This window comes from Pseudomonas sp. B6002 (assembly GCF_013385985.1).
In the GTDB taxonomy this organism is placed as follows: domain Bacteria; phylum Pseudomonadota; class Gammaproteobacteria; order Pseudomonadales; family Pseudomonadaceae; genus Aquipseudomonas.
The window spans coordinates 196263-215071 of sequence record NZ_JACAOY010000010.1 but is presented as its reverse complement, the minus strand read 5'-3'; the positions used below and the strand labels follow the sequence as shown (position 1 = coordinate 215071).

Here is an 18809-nt window from a genome sequence, read left to right as displayed (position 1 = left end):
CTTTATTCATTGTCGATGGCCTGTCACCTGCCCCTACGCTTGAGGCCTCTTCATTCAAAAGCTGGGGGCTGGGATGGCCAAGCAGGTTTGCATCATCGGCGGTGGGGTTATCGGCCTGGCCAGCGCCTATGCGTTGGTTCGCGCCGGTCACGAGGTCACGCTGATCGAAGCCCGCGACACGCTGGGCAGCGAAACCAGTTTCGCCAACGGCGGGCAGTTGTCGTACCGCTATGTCGCGCCGCTGGCGGATGCCGGCGTGCCATTGCAAGCCATCGGCTGGCTGCTGCGCGGGGACTCGCCGCTCAAGCTGCGCCCGCGTCTGGACCCGCAGCAATGGCGCTGGATGGCCGCGTTTCTCGGTGCCTGCCGTGGCTCGGTCAACACACGCAATGCCGCGCACCTGTTGCGCTTGGCGTCCTTGAGCCAGGCCACGTTGCAGCAATGGCGCGAGGACGATCATCTGGACGGCTTCCACTGGCGCCGCAACGGCAAGCTGGTGACCTTCCGCAACGCCAGCAGCTTCGAGCATGCCCGCAGCAAAGTCACCGATATCCTGCAGCAGCAGGTGTTGTCGGCTGATGACTGCGCTCGGCTGGAACCGGCGCTGGCGGACGGTGGTTTTGTCGGCGGGATCTATACGCCAAATGAAGAAGTGGCCGATTGTCATGCCTTCTGCCAACGCTTGGCGGCGCGGCTTGAAGCGTCCGGGCGCTGCCGTTTCCTGCTGGGGCGCAAGGTCACTGGCCTGCGCCATGCTCACGGTGCCGTACAGGCGGTCGAGATGGGCGACGAGGTGATGCCGGTGCAGAACCTGGTGCTGGCGGCGGGGTATCGCAGCGCGGAGTTGGGTGTTTCGCTGCCGTTGTATCCGCTAAAGGGCTACAGCCTCAGCGTGCCGATTGGTGCACAGCATCAGGCGCCGAACGTGAGCATCACCGATTACGACCGCAAGATCGTCTACGCCCGTATCGGCGAGCAACTGCGGGTGGCGGCCATGGTAGATATCGTCGGCTTCGACGTGCGTCTGGAGCCCAAGCGCTTGGCACTGATGAAACGCCAGGCGCTGGAGACTTTTCCTGATGCCGGCGACTACGCCCATGCGGTGGAATGGGCCGGCATGCGCCCGGCCACGCCCACCGGCGTGCCGCTGATCGGCGCCAGTGTCTATCGCAACCTGTGGCTCAACCTGGGCCATGGCGCCCTTGGCTTTACCTTGGCCAGCGGCAGCGGCCAATTGTTGGCCGAACTGATCGACCAGCGCACGCCTTCCATTGACCTGCAGGGCCTCGCGCCCCGCGCCGCTTGAGGTGTACCCATGAGCATCAACCGCATCAGCAGCAACGACCGGCTTTCTGGCGCCGTGACCTTCAAGGACCTGGTGTTTCTCTCGGGCCAGGTGCCTGGCGATGGTCAGGACGTGGCGACCCAGACCCGAGAAGTGCTGACCAGGATCGACGGGCTGCTGGCCCAGGCCGGCAGCGACAAGGATCACCTGCTCAACGCGACGATTTACCTGAAGGACATTGGCAGCGGTTTCGCGCCGATGAACGACGTGTGGTCCGCGTGGTTGTCGCCAGGCTGCGCGCCGACGCGCACCACCCTGCAAGCGGAGCTGGCGCGGCCGAGTGTGTTGGTGGAAATCAGCGTAATTGCTGTCCGTAAATAACGTTAAAGACCAACGGAGCATAACAATGAAAACAATCCTGTTGACCGGCTGCACCCTGGGGCTCTTGTTCGGCGCACAGGCACAGGCCAATCAAGCGCCTTTGGAAGGCACGCTGGGCAAGATCGCCAGTGCCCAATCCATCACCTTGGGTTATCGCGATGCCTCGGTGCCGTTTTCCTATGTGGGGGATAACAGCGGCAAGCCGATGGGCTACTCGGTGGACCTGGCGAACAAGATTGTCGAGCGCGTCCAGCAGAAAATCGGGGTGACCCACCTCGCGGTGAAATACAACCTGGTGACGTCCCAAACGCGTATCCCGCTGGTGCAGAACGGTACTGTGGACCTGGAATGCGGCTCCACCGGAGTGACGGCCGAGCGGCAGAAACAGGTGGCGTTCTCCTACGGGTTTATCTACGTGAAAGGCCAGTTGCTGACGGCCAAGGACAGCGGCATCCAGGGCTTTGCGGACCTGACCGGCAAGAACGTGGTGACCACAGCGGGCACCACCAATGAGCGGTTCCTCAAGAGCTACAACGCCGAGCACAAGGCCAATATGTTTGTGATCAGCGCCAAGGACCACGGTGAAGCGTTCAAGATGCTTGAGACGGGCCGTGCGGCCGCGTTCTACATGGACGATGCCTTGCTCTACGGCGAGCGCGCCAAGGCCAGGGACCCGCACAACTGGGTGGTGGTGGGTAAAGAACAGTCGCGGGAAATCTACAGCTGCATGGTGCGCAAGGACGACCCGCAGTTCCTGGCGGTGGTCAACGAGGCGCTGGGCGACCTTTACCGTTCGGGGGCGATCAACGGGATTTACCAGCGCTGGTTTGAACAGCCGATTCCTCCCAAGGGGCTGAACCTGGAGTTCCCGATGACCAGCGAGTTGAAGGCGATCATTGCCACGCCGGTGAGTGACCCGGTGGAATAGTTGCCTGGTAACCCAATCAACACTGTGGGAGCTGGCTTGCCTGCGATAGCGGTGGGTCAGGCGCCAGTGGGGTTGGCTGGAAGACCGCCATCGCAGGCAAGCCAGCTCCCACAGGGGGGATTGGGTTTGCAAAGGAAGGGCGTTAGAAATCGCCCCACAGTTGTTGGGCTACCGACAGCGCCACCACCGGCGCGGTCTCGGTGCGCAGCACACGCGGGCCGAGGCGGGCGGCGTGGTAGCCGGCCGCTTGGGCGCTCTGGACTTCGTTATCGGTCAAACCGCCCTCAGGCCCAATCAGGAAGGCCAGGCTGGCTGGCTTGGCATGGCTGACCATCGGCTCGGCCACCGGGTGCAGCACCAGCTTCAAATCGGCCTCGGTCTGCTTCAGCCAGTCTGCCAGCAACAGTGGCGGGTGAATCACCGGCACGGTTGAACGCCCACACTGCTCGCATGCGCTGATTGCCACTTGGCGCCAGTGCAGCAGGCGTTTGTCGGCGCGTTCGTCCTTGAGGCGTACTTCGCAGCGGTCGCTGAAAATCGGCGTGATTTCATTCACACCCAATTCGGTGGCTTTCTGAATCGCCCAATCCATACGCTCGCCCCGGGACAGGCCCTGGCCGAGGTGGATGTGCAAGGGCGACTCGGCCTGGCCGTTGAAGCGTTCTGTGAGCTGCACGGTGACGCGCTTCTTGCCGACTTCCAGCAGGCTGCCCAGGAACTCCTGGCCGGAACCGTCGAACAATTGCACGGCGTCGCCTTCGCCCATGCGCAGCACGCGGCTGATGTAGTGCGCCTGGGCTTCGGGCAATTCATGCTCGCCAAGGCTCAGCGGGGTGTCGGTGAAAAAGCGGGACAGTCTCATTTCTGTTCTCTGGAAATAGGAGCGATGACACAGCTCTGTAGGAGCCGGCTTGCCGGCGATGGCGTCCTCAAGATCAACGTTGTTCTCAAGGGCCTCATCGCCGGCAAGCCGGCTCCTACAGGGTTAGCCCGGGTCGCGGAAATCGGGGTGGAAATTGTTTGGTACGGCAACGCTGACCTTGCTGTTGGTGGCGATGTCGATGCCTTCGCTGGCAACCTCGGCCAAGAAGTCGATCTGCTCGGGCGTGATCACGTAAGGCGGCAGGAAATACACCACGCTGCCCAACGGCCGCAACAATGCACCGCGCTCCAGGGCGTGCTCGAACACCTTCAGGCCGCGGCGTTCCTGCCACGGGTAGGCGGTCTTGGTGGCTTTGTCCTGGACCATCTCAATGGCCAACACCATGCCGGTCTGGCGCACTTCCGACACGTGGGGGTGGTCCACTAGATGGGCGGTGGCGGTGGCCATGCGTTGGGCCAGGGCCTTGTTGTTTTCGATGACGTTGTCTTCTTCGAAAATATCCAGGGTCGCCAGGGCCGCCGCGCACGCCAGCGGGTTGCCGGTGTAGCTGTGGGAATGCAGGAAGGCGCGCAGGGTTGGGTAGTCGTCGTAGAAGGCGCTGTAGACGTCTTCGGTGGTGACCACGGCCGCCAACGGCAGGTAACCGCCCGTGAGGGCCTTGGACAGGCACAGGAAGTCCGGGCGGATGCCGGCCTGTTCACAGGCAAACATACTGCCGGTGCGGCCGAAACCGACGGCGATTTCGTCGTGGATCAGGTGCACGCCGTAGCGGTCGCAGGCTTCACGCAGCAGCTTGAGGTACACCGGGTGGTACATGCGCATGCCGCCGGCGCCCTGGATCAGCGGTTCGATGATCACGGCAGCGACGGTATCGTGGTGCTCGGCGAGGGTCTGCTCCATTACCTGGGCCATCGTGCGCGAGTGGTCTTCCCAGCTCACGCCTTCGGGGCGCAGGTAGCAATCCGGGCTCGGCACTTTAATGGTGTCGAGCAACAGCGCCTTGTAGGTCTCGGTAAACAGCGGCACGTCGCCCACCGACATCGCGGCGATGGTTTCGCCGTGGTAGCTGTTGGTCAGGGTGACGAAGCGCTTCTTGTTCGGCAGGCCACGGTTGAGCCAGTAGTGAAAGCTCATTTTCAGCGCGACTTCGATGCACGACGAGCCGTTATCGGCGTAGAAGCACCGCGTCAGGCCTTCGGGCGTCATCTGCACCAGGCGTTCGGACAGCTCGATCACCGGCTGGTGGCTGAAACCGGCGAGGATCACGTGTTCCAGTTGGTCCACCTGGTCCTTGATGCGCTGGTTGATGCGCGGGTTGGCGTGGCCGAATACGTTGACCCACCAGGAGCTGACGGCGTCGAGGTAGCGCTTGCCTTCGAAGTCTTCCAGCCAAACGCCTTCACCCCGCTTGATCGGGATCAACGGCAGCTGCTGGTGGTCTTTCATCTGGGTGCAGGGATGCCACAGCACGGCGAGGTCGCGTTGCATCCACTGGTTATTCAAGCCCATCCGGGGTCTCCTCGAAGCGGCCCGCGTGGCACGCGGGCGTAACAATCGCGCAAGCCTATGCAATGGATGGCCGTGTCACAACCCATAACCTGCGAATAGGCAGTAAACACAGGACGGTCTGTCACGTTTCTTCTGGATAGTCCTTAATCCGTTGTTAATTTACGCTTCATACCCTCAAGATCGTATTTCTCGATATTTCAAAGCGAAAATTTCCGCTTTAATTCGATAGGTAAATCGCTAGTCTTGGGCGCAGCTCTTACGGGATTAAGTACATGCAGTTACGCAATTCTCCGGCCCGCTACGGTTGGGTCAGCATGGTGTTGCACTGGGGCGTGGCCCTGGTGGTGTTCGGTCTGTTCGCCCTGGGCTTGTGGATGGTCGGTCTGGATTACTACAGCGCCTGGCGTAAAGACGCGCCGGACCTGCACAAGAGCATCGGCATCACGCTGTTTGCCATCATGCTGGTGCGTATCGTCTGGCGTCTGGTCAGCCCGCCACCACCACCGCTTGCCAGCTACAGCCGCTTGACCCGTATCGGTGCCGCATTTGGCCACGCGTTCCTTTATCTCGGGCTGTTTGCCGTGATGATTGCTGGATACCTGATTTCCACCGCAGACGGTGTCGGTATTCCGGTGTTTGGCCTGTTTGAGATTCCTGCCGTGGTTTCCGGGCTACCGGACCAGGCAGACAACGCCGGCGTGGTGCATCTGTACCTCGCCTGGGTATTGGTGGTCTTCGCCGGCTTGCACGGCGTGGCGGCCTTGAAACACCACTTTATCGATCGTGATGCGACCCTCACGCGAATGCTGGGGCGCAAAGCCTGATGTTCAACCTCGACTCACAAGGAATAGAACGCATGTTGAAAAAGACCCTCGCTGCTCTGGCAATCGGTACTGCCCTGCTGTCCGCAGGCCAGGTAATGGCTGCTGACTACAAGATCGACAAGGAAGGCCAGCACGCCTTCATCGACTGGAAAATCAGCCACCTGGGCTACAGCTTCATCCACGGTACCTTCAAGGACTGGGATGGCACCTTCAGCTGGGATGCCGCCAAGCCTGAAGCCAGCAAAATCGCTGTCGACGTGAAAACTGCCAGCCTGTGGTCCAACCACGCAGAACGTGACAAGCACGTTGCCAGCAAGGACTTCCTGGACGTTGCCAAGTTTGCCGACGCCAAGTTCGTGTCCACCGCCGTTAAATCCACCGGCGAGAAAACCGCTGACGTGACCGGCGACCTGACGTTCCACGGCGTGACCAAGCCGGTGACCTTCAAGGCAACCTTCAACGGTGAAGGCAAGGACCCATGGGGCGGTGAACGTGCTGGCTTCAACGCCACCACCACGCTGAACCTGAACGACTTCGGCATCAAAGGCCCAGGCCCGTCCTCGCAGACTGTAGACCTGGACATCTCGCTGGAAGGTGTGAAGCAGAAGTAATTTCTGCCCGCACAAAAAAACCGGATCTCGCGATCCGGTTTTTTTATGCCTGAAATGCAATCAATGTGGGAGCTGGCTTGCCTGCGATAGCGGTGTGTCAGTTGAAGCATATCTCACTGATGCACCGCTATCGCAGGCAAGCCAGCTCCCACAGAAAAGCCCATTTGATTTTGCTCAATCGAAAAAAATGCCCCGTATCTTTCGAGGCGGGGCATTTTTTATGGGGCTTTGAAAATCAGCGGTTGCGGGTCAGCAGCGCTGGCTTTTCACCACGAGGACGGCCCGGCAGTTGATCCAACTGCTCAGGTGTCGGGAAGCGGTCTGCTTTCGACTCCTTGTGGATGATCTTCGGTGCCGGGCCGCCGCGCGGGTTCTGCACGGCTGGCTCGGACGAACGCGATTGGTCGTCACGGGACGGGCGGCGGTTGCGCGAGTCTTCGCGACGGGCCTGGCCGTCACGTGGTGCACCGTTGCGTGGGCCGTTGCGTTTACCTGGCGGGGTACCGGTGGTGCCGCCGCTGCTGTTACGCGGACCGTTCTGACGGCCACCTTGTGGCTGACCGCCACGTGGCGTGCCTGCACCCGCACCTTGTGCCGGGGCACCTGGGCGGCGGCCACGGCCTTGGGCCGGCTTGGCCTGGGGCACGTAATCGACGCGGTTACCGAAGTTATCCACGTCGTCGTCCAGGAACTCGTCCGGGGCGCGGTCGGCTGCAGCGCGTGGCGGCTGGCTCGGCTGGCGCTGTTCGCGGGCCGGGGTGCCTTCACGTGGCTTCTGCTCGCGGGCCGGGCGTTCGCCACGGCTGCTGGAGGCGGATTTCTCCTTGCCCTTGTCTTTGCCCTTGTCGCGACGACCACCGCCACCACCGCCGCCGTTCGGGCCATCGCCCTTCGGACCGCGTGGGTTGCGCGGGTTGCGCACGTCCGGACGTTCGCGCGCTTCTGGCTTTTCGGCCTCCACGGCGCTGGCATCGAAGCCCATCAGGTCGCCGTCGGCGATTTTCTGCTTGGTCATGCGCTCGATGCTTTTCAGCAGTTTTTCTTCGTCCGGTGCAACCAGGGAGATGGCTTCACCCGAACGACCGGCACGGCCGGTACGGCCGATACGGTGCACGTAGTCTTCGTCGACGTTTGGCAGCTCGAAGTTGACCACGTGTGGCAATTGGTCGATATCCAGGCCGCGGGCGGCGATATCGGTGGCGACCAGGATGCGCACGGTGCCGGCCTTGAAATCAGCCAGGGCCTTGGTGCGTGCGTTCTGGCTCTTGTTGCCGTGGATGGCGACGGCGGTGAGGCCGTGCTTGTCCAGGTACTCGGCCAGGCGGTTGGCGCCGTGCTTGGTGCGGGTGAACACCAGCACCTGTTCCCAGGCGCCTGCAGTGATCAGGTGAGCCAGCAGCGCACGCTTGTGGCTGGCGGCCAGGCGGAACACGCGTTGCTCGATGCGCTCGACCGTGGTGTTCGGCGGCGTGACTTCGATGCGTTCCGGGTTGTGCAGCAGCTTCCCGGCCAGGGCAGTGATGTCCTGGGAGAACGTGGCCGAGAACAGCAGGTTCTGGCGTTTGGCTGGCAGGCGCGCGAGAACCTTTTTCACGTCATGGACAAAGCCCATGTCGAGCATGCGGTCGGCTTCGTCCAGCACGAGGATTTCCACGTGGGACAGGTCGACGCTGCCTTGGCCGCACAGGTCGAGCAGGCGGCCAGGGCAGGCCACCAGCACGTCAACACCGCGGGACATGGCCTGAACCTGCGGGTTCATGCCGACGCCGCCGAAGATGCAGGCGCTGACGAACTTCAGGTCGCGGGCATACAGCTTGAAGCTGTCGTGCACCTGGGCGGCGAGTTCGCGGGTAGGGGTCAGGACCAGTACGCGCGGTTGGCGCGGGCCGTGACGCTGGGATTTGTCCGGGTGACCATTGGGAAACAACCGCTCCAGAATCGGGAGGGCGAAGCCGCCGGTTTTACCAGTACCTGTCTGAGCCGCAACCATCAGGTCGCGACCTTGCAACACGGCGGGAATGGCCCGCTGTTGCACCGGAGTAGGCTCGGTATAGCCCGCTGCCTCGATGGCGCGGACTAAAGCCTCGGAGAGACCGAGGGAAGCAAAGGACATGAGTAATCCTGTTTTAGTTAGGGCTTGGCCCAGAGGGATAATCTTGCCGGGCGTGAATGACGCTTAGGGGAGCGTTATCCCGTCCGGTCCTGCTGCGTCTGGCGGGCACTCCACCGGCTCGCGCGGGCCGCAAAGCTGCGCAGTAGCGGGGTTGGGTGCCTTTTTCAAGACCTCAGCGGCCGGGCGTAAGCCTGGCGGAAAGGCCGGAGTATAACAGAGCAATCACGGCGCGCTGCTTTCCTGCTGCTCAACGGTGTGTTCGGGGGCGGGTATCGAGGCCGTTGGGGCAGGATTGCCGCCGTATTTCTCGCTCAGGGCGGCGTAGGCGGGCTCTTGTTTGAAGCGTTTGAGCTCAGCGGCAAAGCGTTGCACCAAAAGGTCCATGCCCGCGCCACGGCGCACTGCCAGGAACTGCTGTTGGCGGCTGACTACCATGGGCGCCTGGCTGACCGTGCCCTCCAGGCCCAAGGCCTTGATCACATGCTGGCCCACGCGGCGGTCGGTGATCACCAGGTCAATGCGGCCCAGGGACAGCTTGCCGAAGTTGGCCTCGTGGCTGGGGGCCGGCTCATGGTTGAACAGCGTGGACTCCCGGAACGCCTCGCTATAGAGGTAGCCCGGTGAAGTGCCGACCGTCAGGCCGCGCAGGTCTTCGAGGGTATCGGCGGGGTGGGGACGCTCATTGGCGTAATACAGCACGAACTCGACTTCCGACAATGGCTCGCTGGGGTAAAGCAGCAGGGCGTCCCGGTCGTGGCTGTGGAAAATATCCAGCGCGCCATCGGCGTGGCCTTGGTCGAGCATCGCCAGGCAGCGTTTCCAGGGCAGGAACTGCCATTCCACATCGACCCCCAAGCGCTGGAACACGATCACCGTGGTTTCGTAGTCCAGCCCGCGCATGGTGCCGTTGTCGTCGTAGACGTAAGGCGCCCAGGGCTCGGTGACAATGCGCAATTTCTCGCCATAAGCGGCGAAGCTCAGGCAAGTGAAAAGCGCAGCGGTCAACAGCTTGAGAAGAACGGGCATGCCTTGAGGTTACGACGCTCCTGCCCTAAAGAGAAGCTCTGGCACACGCATTGGCGGGTGGCCTTATTTGGCCGGTGCGTCCATCAGATGCTCGTGGATTGCATTGCGCCGCTCGCCCAGAATCAGGCGCACCACCGGGTTGGCAAACCAGTGCTCCAGTTGGTGTGCGTCAATCGGCCGCTGCTGGCGCTCTTCCTGATTTTGTCGCGCCTTGTCCCACCAAACCGGGCCACACGCCTGGTCGAATTCATTCTCGTGTTCGTAGCAGCCGTAGAGGATTTCACGGATGAACTGCTGCTGGTGCTTGGGCAAAAGCAGCGTGATCAGCTTGTACATCAGGCGCTGCAGGCGCGGCGGACGCGGCAGGTGCGAGGACACCTGGCGGGTGTCGGCCATCGCCAGTTCGCTGGTAGGGTTTGCCGCGTGCTTGGCGATCCACGCCTTGACCTTGGCCCGGAACAGCTGCTTGCGGCTCCAGTAGTGGTGGATCAGGTCCGGGCACTCGCGCACGTTGACGGTGCGGTAGGCCGCGACGGACAGGCAGAATTCTTCCAGGGTGTAGGCGCCCTGGGCATGGGGGAACAACTCGTCCATCAACTCGATCGAGCGGTCGAGGATGTGTGCGTCCTGTTGGGTCAGGCCCATGACGCCGGAGTTGAGGGTCATCATGTCATCGTCGGCCACACCCATGTCCAGCAAACGCTGGTGCAGCGCGGTGTAGAGGATGCTTTCGTGGTTGTCGCCGTACTTGGTGTAGAAGGCGTTGCACAACAGGGTGCCGGGCTGCACGCGCTCGAACAGCGCCATGGGCGAGTGATGGAAGAACGTGTCGGTGTCGATCAACAGCGCGACCGGCGACTCCTCCAGCACTTGGCGCAACACCACGTGCTTGGTGCGGAAGTGGTAGCCGTGGGGCTCGCTCCAACGTTTGCGCGTGGCCTCGTCCAGTGGGCGTACGCGCACGGGCAGCAGGCGATAGGGCTCGGGGTTGTCGCTGAATACCTGGATATCAAGGGCCGCGTCCGGGGTTTCCTGCAGAAAGGCCAATGCGCTGGCGATGCTGAAGACCGCTTCCTGGTGGTAGGTCTCGGAACCGAAGACCAGGTAGACCAATTGCGGGCGGGAAGTCGAAGGCGCTGTGTTCATGGACTGCAGGGTTCCGTGGGCATTTAAAACGACAAAGGCCCTCGTCGAAACGAGGGCCTTGGTACAGCCAGACAACCCTTAGCGTGGCAGCTTGAGGTTGTTCCAGATGGCAAGGCTGGGTTCAGCCTGGTTCAGGGTATAGAAGTGCAACCCTGGCGCGCCACCTTGTAACAAACGTTCACACATTTCGGTGATGACCTGTTCGCCGAACGCCTGGATGCTCTTGACGTCATCGCCGTAGGCTTCCAGTTGCTTGCGCACCCAGCGCGGGATTTCAGCGCCGCAGGCGTCGGAGAAGCGCGCCAGCTTGCTGTAGTTGGTGATCGGCATGATGCCCGGCACGATCGGGATGTCGACGCCCATGGCCCGTACACGCTCGACGAAGTAGAAGTAGCTGTCGGCGTTGAAGAAGTACTGGGTGATGGCGCTGTCGGCGCCGGCGTTGGCCTTGCGCACGAAGTTGTGAAGATCGTCTTCGAAATTGCGTGCCTGGGGGTGCATCTCCGGGTAGGCCGCCACTTCGATGTGGAAGTGATCGCCGCTTTCTTCGCGGATGAAGCTCACCAGGTCATTGGCGTAGCGCAGCTCGCCGCTGGCCATGCCCATGCCGGACGGCAGGTCGCCACGCAAGGCGACGATGCGCTTGATGCCGGCTTGCTTGTATTGGGTCAGCAGGCCGCGCAGGTCAGCTTTGCTGTCGCCCACGCACGACAAGTGCGGAGCGGCGGGAACTTTGACTTGGCTTTCCAGCTGCAGCACGGTGTTGATCGTACGGTCACGGGTCGAGCCGCCGGCGCCGTAGGTGCAGGAAAAGAAGTCGGGGTTGTAGCTGGCCAACTGAGTGGCAGTCGCCATCAGTTTTTCATGCCCAGCATCGGTCTTGGTCGGGAAGAACTCGAAGCTGTAGCGACGGTCTTGGGACATGGTCGTATCCTTGGAAACTCAAAGGCCTGTTAGACGTGCGCAATCCCTGTAGGAGCTGGCTTGCCGGCGATGCAGGCACCTCGGTGGCGCAGCAAAACCGAGTTGAAGCCATCGCCGGCAAGCCAGCTCCTACAAGAGCCCGCCCCCAGAAGGAGGCGGGCAGCAGGCAAATCAGTAGCGGTAAGCGTGAGGCTTGAACGGACCTTCAACGGTCACGCCGATGTAGTCGGCCTGGGTCTTGGTCAGTTGGGTTACCACGCCGCCGAAGCCACGGACCATTTCCAGGGCCACTTCTTCGTCGAGTTTCTTCGGCAGTACTTCCACGGTCAGGCGCTCGGCTTTCTGGGCGGGCGACAGGTCGGCGTACTTCTGGCCGAACAGGAAGATCTGCGCCAGCACCTGGTTGGCAAACGAGCCGTCCATGATGCGGCTTGGGTGGCCAGTAGCGTTGCCCAGGTTAACCAGACGGCCTTCAGCCAGCAGGATCAGGTAGTCGTCGTTCTGTGGGTCGAAATCGCCAGCACCGGTACGGTGAACCTTGTGTACCTGTGGCTTCACTTCTTCCCATGCCCAGTTCTTGCGCATGAAAGCGGTGTCGATTTCGTTGTCGAAGTGGCCGATGTTGCAGACAACAGCGCGCTTCTTCAGGGCTTTGAGCATGTTTGCGTCGCAAACATTCACGTTACCGGTAGTGGTCACGATCAGGTCGATCTTGCCCAGCAGGGCCTTGTCGATGCTCGCTTCGGTGCCGTCGTTCTGGCCGTTGATGAACGGCGAAACCACTTCGAAACCGTCCATGCAGGCTTGCATGGCGCAGATCGGGTCAACTTCGGAGACTTTAACGATCATGCCTTCCTGACGCAGGGATTGGGACGAACCCTTGCCCACGTCACCGTAGCCGATCACCAGGGCTTGCTTGCCCGACAGCAGGTGGTCGGTACCACGCTTGATGGCATCGTTCAGGCTGTGACGGCAGCCGTACTTGTTGTCATTCTTGCTCTTGGTCACCGAGTCGTTGACGTTGATGGCCGGGATTTTCAGCTCGCCCTTGGCCAGCATGTCCAGCAGGCGGTGAACGCCAGTGGTGGTCTCTTCGGTCACACCGTGGACGCGGTCCAGAATCTGTGGGTACTTCTTGTGCAGCAGCTCGGTCAGGTCGCCGCCGTCGTCGAGGATCATGTTGGCGTCCCATGGCTTGCCATCTTTGAGGATGGTTTGCTCCAGGCACCACTCGTACTCTTCTTCGGTCTCGCCTTTCCAGGCGAATACCGCGATACCGGCAGCAGCAATGGCGGCAGCGGCCTGGTCTTGAGTCGAGAAGATGTTGCAGGACGACCAACGCACTTCGGCACCCAGGGCAACCAGGGTTTCGATCAGCACGGCAGTCTGGATGGTCATGTGGATGCAGCCGAGGATCTTGGCGCCTTTGAGCGGCTGCTCAGCGGCGTACTTGCGACGCAGGCCCATCAGGGCTGGCATTTCGGATTCGGCGATGAAGGTTTCGCGACGGCCCCAGGCAGCGAGGGACATGTCGGCGACCTTGTAGTCGTTGAAATCTGCAGGCGTGTTTACTGCGCTCATGAAGAGCCTCCATTCGTAGTGTGCGAATGGGCGCCGTTGTGCGTTTAGTATCCAGCTGGCTAACCAGGCCGGACAACGCCCCATCCGAGCCTGACAGGTTGAACCTGCTGCAGCGCCCCTCGGACAGGTGGCGGGAGAACGGTATCAACTGAAGATGACCGTTTTGAAGCGGGGGCGATTATAGCCGTCTGGTTACGCGTTCTAAAAGCCTTTCCGTCGGGCATATGAAGATCGCTGATGGGGTTGATAGGCAATGGCTCATAGAGCTTGGGCCCGGGCTCTGCCATGATGATGCCCATCATTTGGCAAGACGCTTTGGAGTGACCATGAACTTCCACACCCGCAAATGGGTAAAACCCGAAGACCTCAACCCCAACGGCACCCTGTTCGGTGGCAGCCTGCTGCGCTGGATCGACGAAGAAGCGGCCATTTACGCGATTGTCCAGTTGGGCAACCAGCGTGTGGTGACCAAGTACATCTCCGAAATCAACTTTGTCAGCGCTTCGCGCCAGGGCGACATCATCGAGTTGGGTATTACGGCCACCGAGTTCGGCCGCACGTCCATCACCCTGACCTGCGAAGTACGCAACAAGATCACCCGCAAAAGCATCCTGACCGTGGAAAAAATGGTTTTCGTCAACCTCGGTGAAGACGGCCTGCCAGCACCGCATGGCCGTACCGAGATCAAGTACGTGAAGGACCAGTTCCAGGACGAATAACCCCAACGACGGTTTGATTTGCTTTACCAAATCATTCCGCCTGGATCTTTCTCAGGCTCTCTCATCACACAGGACCACAACCTGTAGCGAGAGCCTGCGTATGAAAGTGTCCAACTCCCCTGTCCAAATCCGTCCGCCGTTGCCTCAAACCGTCGACCAGGACGTCAGGACGCCTCTGGTCAAAGATGTAGGGCCGCGCAAGTTGAGCCTCTATCGTTATAGCGATGGGCGAGTGCAGGTGAGCGTGTCTCCGTCGCCGCCCAGCCACTTGGTGCTCAGCGGTGGTGGCGCCAAGGGCATTGCGTTTCCGGGGATGGTGCAGGCGCTGGAGGATGGCAAGAAACTGCAAGGCATGAAGGTGATTTCCGGCTCATCCGCCGGCGCGATTTCCGCGACCTTGCTGGCCAGCGGCATGGGCGCCAAGGCGTTCGGCGAGCTGTCGAACAGCATCGACCTGCCAAGCCTGCTCAATAGCAACGATCCGGTGACCGCTTGGTTGCAAGGCGTCAGCACCCACCTCGGCAAGCTCGCCGGTCGCTTGCCTGGGCCTGCCGGCAACATCTCCCAATTGCTGCTGACGTTGCTGCCGCGCCTGCAAACCGAGGCCTCCCCCCTGGAAGAGATGATGCGCAGCGAGTCTCGCAAATCGATCCTGGTGCATATTGCCGAAATGCCAAGGGCTGCTCGGCCCGCTGAAGTCATGAAGATCGCCGACAGGCTGAGCGCCGGTGGCACGCCGACCATTCGCGACCTTGAAGAGTTAAGCCGTCATATTCCGGCGATCAAGCAACTCAATATCACCGGCACCGGCATGTTCGACGGTCGTCCGCAATTGGTGGTGTTCAATGCCAACCTCACACCGGACATGGATATCGCCCGCGCCGCACGCATTTCAGGCTCGCTGCCGGTGGTGTTCAAGAGCCCTCAAGAACAAGGCCATGGGTTTCAGGAAACGGCTGAAGTTACTGCGTTCCAAGACGGTGGCTTGCTGGCCAATACGCCCGCGCCCGGCGTGGTCGGCTCGTCGCTGTCGCTGGGCCCGTTGAGCAAGCCTGAGTCGCTGGTCGTCAAGTTTGAGTCCGAAGAGGCAGCGCCGAAAAAAAGCGGCGGGTTTATCAGCCACATCGTCGATAAAGTGACCGGCACCCCACATGCCGCTGCCGGGGCTTATCAAACAGAACGGCTCAAGGCCTATAGCGACCAGACGGTGACATTGCCGCTGCACACGGACAAAGGCGATTTTCGCGGCCTGCTCAACGGCACCGTCAACTTCACCATGACCCCCGAACAGAAACAGCACCTGCAGGCGAAGGCTCACCAGGCGGTGGCCGCGCATTTGGATAAACGTGAGGTGGTCCGCGAGCAGTATCCGTTTGCTTCATTGGAGAGCGCAGTGCTGGCGATGGACGATGAAATGCTGGCCAGCGTGAGCGATCAGTTGGCGAAGGACCCGGCGGGTGCGGATGTGTTGCTGTTTCACAAGGGGGCGCTGCAGGCGTTGCGGGTACTGGATGTCGCGATTACCGAAGCGAATCAGGCCAGCGATACCCTGAAAATTACGCCGAAACTGGCGGCGGCATTACGTAACCTGGATGCGCTTGCCCGTCGGCCTGAGCATGTTGAGTGGCTGGGGAAGCGTCTGAATGCGCCGGGTCAGCACAACTTCCAGCAACTGATGCAGGTGGCTCAAAAACCGGCGTCAGCCACCGGAGAGCCCCTCTCGAGGGTGATGACCAGTGCTGTCGCCGAAATGAAGCGGCGCGATATCGCGGTGAAAGCTGAAAACTTCACGCGAGAGGTCATCTACCCGTCGCTGTACCGCCCGGGCCAGCCGGCGTCCAACGTTGAATTGCTGCAACGCGCCGCGCGGGACCTGGGCGAAGCCACCACCCCCGCCGAGTTCAACCGCGTGCTGGATGTCATCATTGAGCATTACAAAGCGCGCAATAAACCCTGGGGCAAGCCGTTCAGCTCGACCACTGTGGAAATGGCCAAGGCCTGGCGTATACCGGGCCACTGAACAGCTGTCGTCGCGGCGTGTCGTAGCTACAGGCACCCCTCGAGCGCTGAACGATCATGGCTACTGAAGAAGACGGCAAGACCCCCAACCTGTCGCAGGAAGAGCAGCAGGACGTGGACAAGAACCAGCCACCCCGCGCGGCGGTCCTGCATGAAATCATCCGCACCCAGGGCGACCAGGAACTGGAGCGCAATGTCGCGGCGCTGTGGTGGTCGGCGCTGGCGGCCGGCCTGACCATGGGCTTGTCCCTGATGGGCATGGGACTGCTCAACTCACGGTTGCCGGACGGTGAGGAATTCAAAGTCATCGCCAGCTTCGGTTACTGCGCGGGGTTCCTCGCGGTGATCCTGGCGCGCCAGCAACTGTTCACCGAAAACACCCTGACCGCCGTTCTTCCTGTGATGAGCAAGCCGACATTGGCCAATGCTGGCCGGTTGCTGCGCCTGTGGACGGTGGTGCTGGTGGGTAACCTGTGCGGCACCTTGCTGGTGGCGTACGTGATGCTGCATCTGCCGATCTTCGACACCAAGACCGACATGGCCTTCCTCGACATCGGGCGCAAGGTCATGGAGAACGACCCCGGGCAGATGTTCGCCAAGGGCATTGTCTCTGGTTGGATGATTGCCACCATGGTGTGGATGATCCCGTCGATGGAAAGCGCCAAGCTGTGGATCATCATCTTGATCACCTACTTGATGGCGCTGGGGGACTTCACCCATATCGTCGTGGGCTCGGCGGAGGTGTCCTACCTGGTATTTGCCGGCGAATTGCCGTGGAAGGACTTCTGGCTGGTGTTCGCCGGGCCGACGCTGGCGGGCAACATCATTGGCGGCAGCTTTATCTTTGCGCTGATCAGCCATGCGCAGATCCGCAGTGAAAACAGCCTGCCGGGCAAGAAGGCTGCGGACCCGAGGCATCCGCAGCCGATCAGCAAGGATCAGTGAGCGTCAGGCGTGGCCTGGGGTTCGTCCCGGGTCACGCGCTTAACCAGCTTGCCAATGCTCAAACCCTGCAACAGGATCGACGACAGCACCACGATATAGGTGATGCTCAGCAGCAGGTCGCGCTCCGGGCCCAGCGGCAGGGCCAGCGCCAGTGCGACCGAGACGCCGCCACGCAAACCGCCCCAGGTGAGAATGCGGATGGTGCCCCGTGGCACCGTGCGCCAGCGGCGCAGCAACAGGATGGCGGGGGCGACGGTCAACAGGCGCGAGAGCAGGATCGCCACTGCCAGCAGGCTGGCGGCGAACACATGCAGCCAGTTGAACGGCAACAGCAACAACTCCATGCCGATCAGGGCGAACAGCAAGGCGTTGAGCATGTCATCGAGCAGCTCCCAGAAACCGTCCAGGTAGCGGCGGGTCATGTCGTTCATCGCCAGCTTGCGGCCCAGATTGCCGATGATCAGGCCGGCCACCACCATCGCGATCGGTGCCGAAACGTGCAGTTCAGTGGCCATCGCCGAGCCGCCGATCACCAACGCCAGGGTCAGCATCACTTCGATCTGGTGCTGCTCGATGCTCTTGATCATCAGGTACACCAGGTAGCCGATCAGGCCGCCAAACACCACGCCGCCAATCGCCTCGTGGGCAAACAGCATGGCGGTGGCGCCCACGGTGGGCGTCTCACCCAGCTGTGCGATGCCGAGCAGTACGGTAAACACCACCACCGCCGTGCCGTCGTTGAACAGTGACTCGCCGACGATGGTGGTTTTCAGCGGCTTGGACGCATTGGCGGTTCGTAGCACGCCGAGTACTGCAATCGGATCGGTCGGGGAGATCAGTGCGCCGAACAACAGGCAGTACAGGAAACTCACGTGCCAGCCGAACAGGGCAAAGATGTAGTACGCCAGGCTGCCGATGACCACAGTGGCGATCAACACGCCAAAGGTTGCCAGCAGGCCGATGGGCCAGCGGTAGCTGCGCAGGTCATTCAGGTTGACGTGCAGGGCACCGGCAAACAGCAGGAAGGACAGCATCCAGTTCATCAGCAGGTCGCCGAAGTCAATCTGGCCGATCAATTGCTGGATACGCTCTTCCAGGCCGGGGTAGCCGAGGAAGCTCAAACCTTGCAGGATCAAGGAGAACAGCAGGGCCGTGACCATCACACCAATGGTGGGCGGCAGACCGATAAAACGGAAGTTCACATAGGTGAGCAGGGTGGTGAGGCAGATAAAGGCGGCGACAAGTTCAAGCATCCGGGGTCCTTGGAAGTGGGGGGTAGACGATCGTTAATGGTGCATGGACCGCAATTGCGGTGGGTGGTTGCAGGCTCTGCGGCAAAAGCCGGATAGAACCTTTGCGCACGCCGTCGCTCATAGCGGGTGGGTGCGGCGTGGCTTTATTAGTGCTAAAACTCTAACTCCTGACTAAAACGACAAAAGGAATCAGTGATGACGGTCGCTTTCTGGTGTGTGTTGATCGCAATTTTCCTGCCTTATCTGTGCACGGGCGTGGCCAAGTTCAGCGGCGGCAAGTTCGGGCCTCGGCAGAACCACGACCCTCGCGCCTTCCTGGAAACCCTTGACGGGTTTGCCAAGCGCGCCCATAACGCCCAGCTCAACAGCTTTGAAGTCACCCCGGCGTTTGCGGCGGCGGTGATCATCGCGCACCTGGCCGGCACGGCGTCGCTGGTGACGATCAACGTGCTGGCGGTGCTGTTTATCACCAGTCGGCTGCTGTACATCATTTGCTACCTGGCGGACTGGGCGATGTTGCGTTCGCTGGTGTGGTTCGTGGGCATGGCGTTGATTGCGAGTTTCTTCTTTGTCTCGATCTAAAGATTGACGCAGCCCGATGTGGGAGCTGGCTTGCCTGCGATCGCGCAGTGTCAGCCAGCAAAGATGTATCTGACAGGCCG

General features: G+C 61.3%; 17 protein-coding genes and 1 riboswitch. Of the genes, 9 read left to right on the top strand and 8 right to left on the bottom strand.

Annotated features, from left to right (window positions below; translation table 11 throughout):
- Positions 1 to 73 precede the first annotated feature (73 nt).
- From HX792_RS14480 to HX792_RS14470, 3 genes are read left to right on the top strand one after another with little or no spacing between them, the layout of a single operon-like run.
- Positions 74 to 1306 (top strand): D-amino acid dehydrogenase, encoded by a 1233-nt coding sequence (locus tag HX792_RS14480; RefSeq protein WP_176996739.1) that lies wholly within the window; start codon positions 74 to 76, stop codon positions 1304 to 1306.
- A 9-nt stretch (positions 1307 to 1315) separates the two neighbouring features.
- Positions 1316 to 1666 carry a RidA family protein gene (locus tag HX792_RS14475; RefSeq protein ID WP_176996738.1) on the top strand — a complete coding sequence of 117 codons (351 nt, stop codon included), beginning with the start codon at positions 1316 to 1318 and terminating at the stop codon, positions 1664 to 1666.
- Between the two features lie 25 nt (positions 1667 to 1691).
- A complete protein-coding gene (locus HX792_RS14470; protein WP_176996737.1) occupies positions 1692 to 2594 on the top strand; it encodes a transporter substrate-binding domain-containing protein in 903 nt (300 codons plus the stop codon).
- 142 nt (positions 2595 to 2736) lie between these two features.
- Here the strand turns inward: HX792_RS14470 and HX792_RS14465 are convergent, their stop codons facing one another.
- Both HX792_RS14465 and HX792_RS14460 read right to left on the bottom strand, forming a co-directional pair.
- Positions 2737 to 3456, bottom strand: a complete 720-nt coding sequence (locus HX792_RS14465; protein ID WP_176996736.1) for a 16S rRNA (uracil(1498)-N(3))-methyltransferase — start codon at positions 3454 to 3456, stop codon at positions 2737 to 2739.
- A gap of 123 nt (positions 3457 to 3579) precedes the next feature.
- Positions 3580 to 4986 (bottom strand): adenosylmethionine--8-amino-7-oxononanoate transaminase, encoded by a 1407-nt coding sequence (locus HX792_RS14460; protein WP_176996735.1) that lies wholly within the window; start codon positions 4984 to 4986, stop codon positions 3580 to 3582.
- A 272-nt stretch (positions 4987 to 5258) separates the two neighbouring features.
- On the opposite strand from HX792_RS14460, the gene HX792_RS14455 reads away from it, so the two are divergent.
- Together HX792_RS14455 and HX792_RS14450 are read left to right on the top strand one after the other, a co-directional pair.
- On the top strand, positions 5259 to 5810 hold the full coding sequence (locus tag HX792_RS14455) for a cytochrome b (protein WP_176996734.1): 552 nt from the start codon (positions 5259 to 5261) through the stop codon (positions 5808 to 5810).
- A gap of 32 nt (positions 5811 to 5842) precedes the next feature.
- On the top strand, positions 5843 to 6421 hold the full coding sequence (locus tag HX792_RS14450; protein ID WP_176996733.1) for a YceI family protein: 579 nt from the start codon (positions 5843 to 5845) through the stop codon (positions 6419 to 6421).
- 235 nt (positions 6422 to 6656) lie between these two features.
- Here the strand turns inward: HX792_RS14450 and HX792_RS14445 are convergent, their stop codons facing one another.
- The 5 genes from HX792_RS14445 to ahcY form a co-directional block, all read right to left on the bottom strand.
- Positions 6657 to 8534, bottom strand: a complete 1878-nt coding sequence (locus HX792_RS14445) for a DEAD/DEAH box helicase (protein WP_176996732.1) — start codon at positions 8532 to 8534, stop codon at positions 6657 to 6659.
- Between the two features lie 222 nt (positions 8535 to 8756).
- Positions 8757 to 9560 carry an ABC transporter substrate-binding protein gene (locus HX792_RS14440; protein WP_176996731.1) on the bottom strand — a complete coding sequence of 268 codons (804 nt, stop codon included), beginning with the start codon at positions 9558 to 9560 and terminating at the stop codon, positions 8757 to 8759.
- Positions 9561 to 9623: 63 nt separating this feature from the next.
- A complete protein-coding gene (locus HX792_RS14435) occupies positions 9624 to 10706 on the bottom strand; it encodes a hypothetical protein (protein WP_176996730.1) in 1083 nt (360 codons plus the stop codon).
- Positions 10707 to 10784: 78 nt separating this feature from the next.
- Positions 10785 to 11630 (bottom strand): methylenetetrahydrofolate reductase [NAD(P)H], encoded by an 846-nt coding sequence (gene metF / locus HX792_RS14430; RefSeq protein ID WP_176996729.1) that lies wholly within the window; start codon positions 11628 to 11630, stop codon positions 10785 to 10787.
- Positions 11631 to 11801: 171 nt separating this feature from the next.
- A complete protein-coding gene (ahcY, locus tag HX792_RS14425) occupies positions 11802 to 13211 on the bottom strand; it encodes an adenosylhomocysteinase (RefSeq protein ID WP_010207176.1) in 1410 nt (469 codons plus the stop codon).
- 21 nt (positions 13212 to 13232) lie between these two features.
- A riboswitch (S-adenosyl-L-homocysteine riboswitch) is annotated at positions 13233 to 13338 on the bottom strand.
- Positions 13339 to 13537: 199 nt separating this feature from the next.
- Here ahcY and HX792_RS14420 point away from each other — a divergent pair.
- From HX792_RS14420 to HX792_RS14410, 3 genes are all read left to right on the top strand, one after another.
- The gene (locus tag HX792_RS14420) at positions 13538 to 13930 is read left to right on the top strand and encodes an acyl-CoA thioesterase (protein ID WP_016977737.1); all 393 of its coding nucleotides are present in this window, start codon (positions 13538 to 13540) and stop codon (positions 13928 to 13930) included.
- 100 nt (positions 13931 to 14030) lie between these two features.
- Positions 14031 to 15950: a patatin-like phospholipase family protein gene (locus HX792_RS14415; RefSeq protein ID WP_176996728.1), complete on the top strand. Its 1920-nt coding sequence runs from the start codon at positions 14031 to 14033 to the stop codon at positions 15948 to 15950.
- Between the two features lie 56 nt (positions 15951 to 16006).
- Complete coding sequence (locus HX792_RS14410) at positions 16007 to 16894, top strand: formate/nitrite transporter family protein (protein WP_176996727.1); 888 nt, start codon at positions 16007 to 16009, stop codon at positions 16892 to 16894.
- Here the strand turns inward: HX792_RS14410 and HX792_RS14405 are convergent.
- Positions 16888 to 18147, bottom strand: a complete 1260-nt coding sequence (locus HX792_RS14405) for a sodium:proton antiporter (protein WP_176996726.1) — start codon at positions 18145 to 18147, stop codon at positions 16888 to 16890. The genes HX792_RS14410 and HX792_RS14405 overlap by 7 nt on opposite strands.
- A gap of 195 nt (positions 18148 to 18342) precedes the next feature.
- On the opposite strand from HX792_RS14405, the gene HX792_RS14400 reads away from it, so the two are divergent.
- Positions 18343 to 18729 carry an MAPEG family protein gene (locus tag HX792_RS14400; protein ID WP_176996725.1) on the top strand — a complete coding sequence of 129 codons (387 nt, stop codon included), beginning with the start codon at positions 18343 to 18345 and terminating at the stop codon, positions 18727 to 18729.
- Positions 18730 to 18809: the final 80 nt, after the last annotated feature.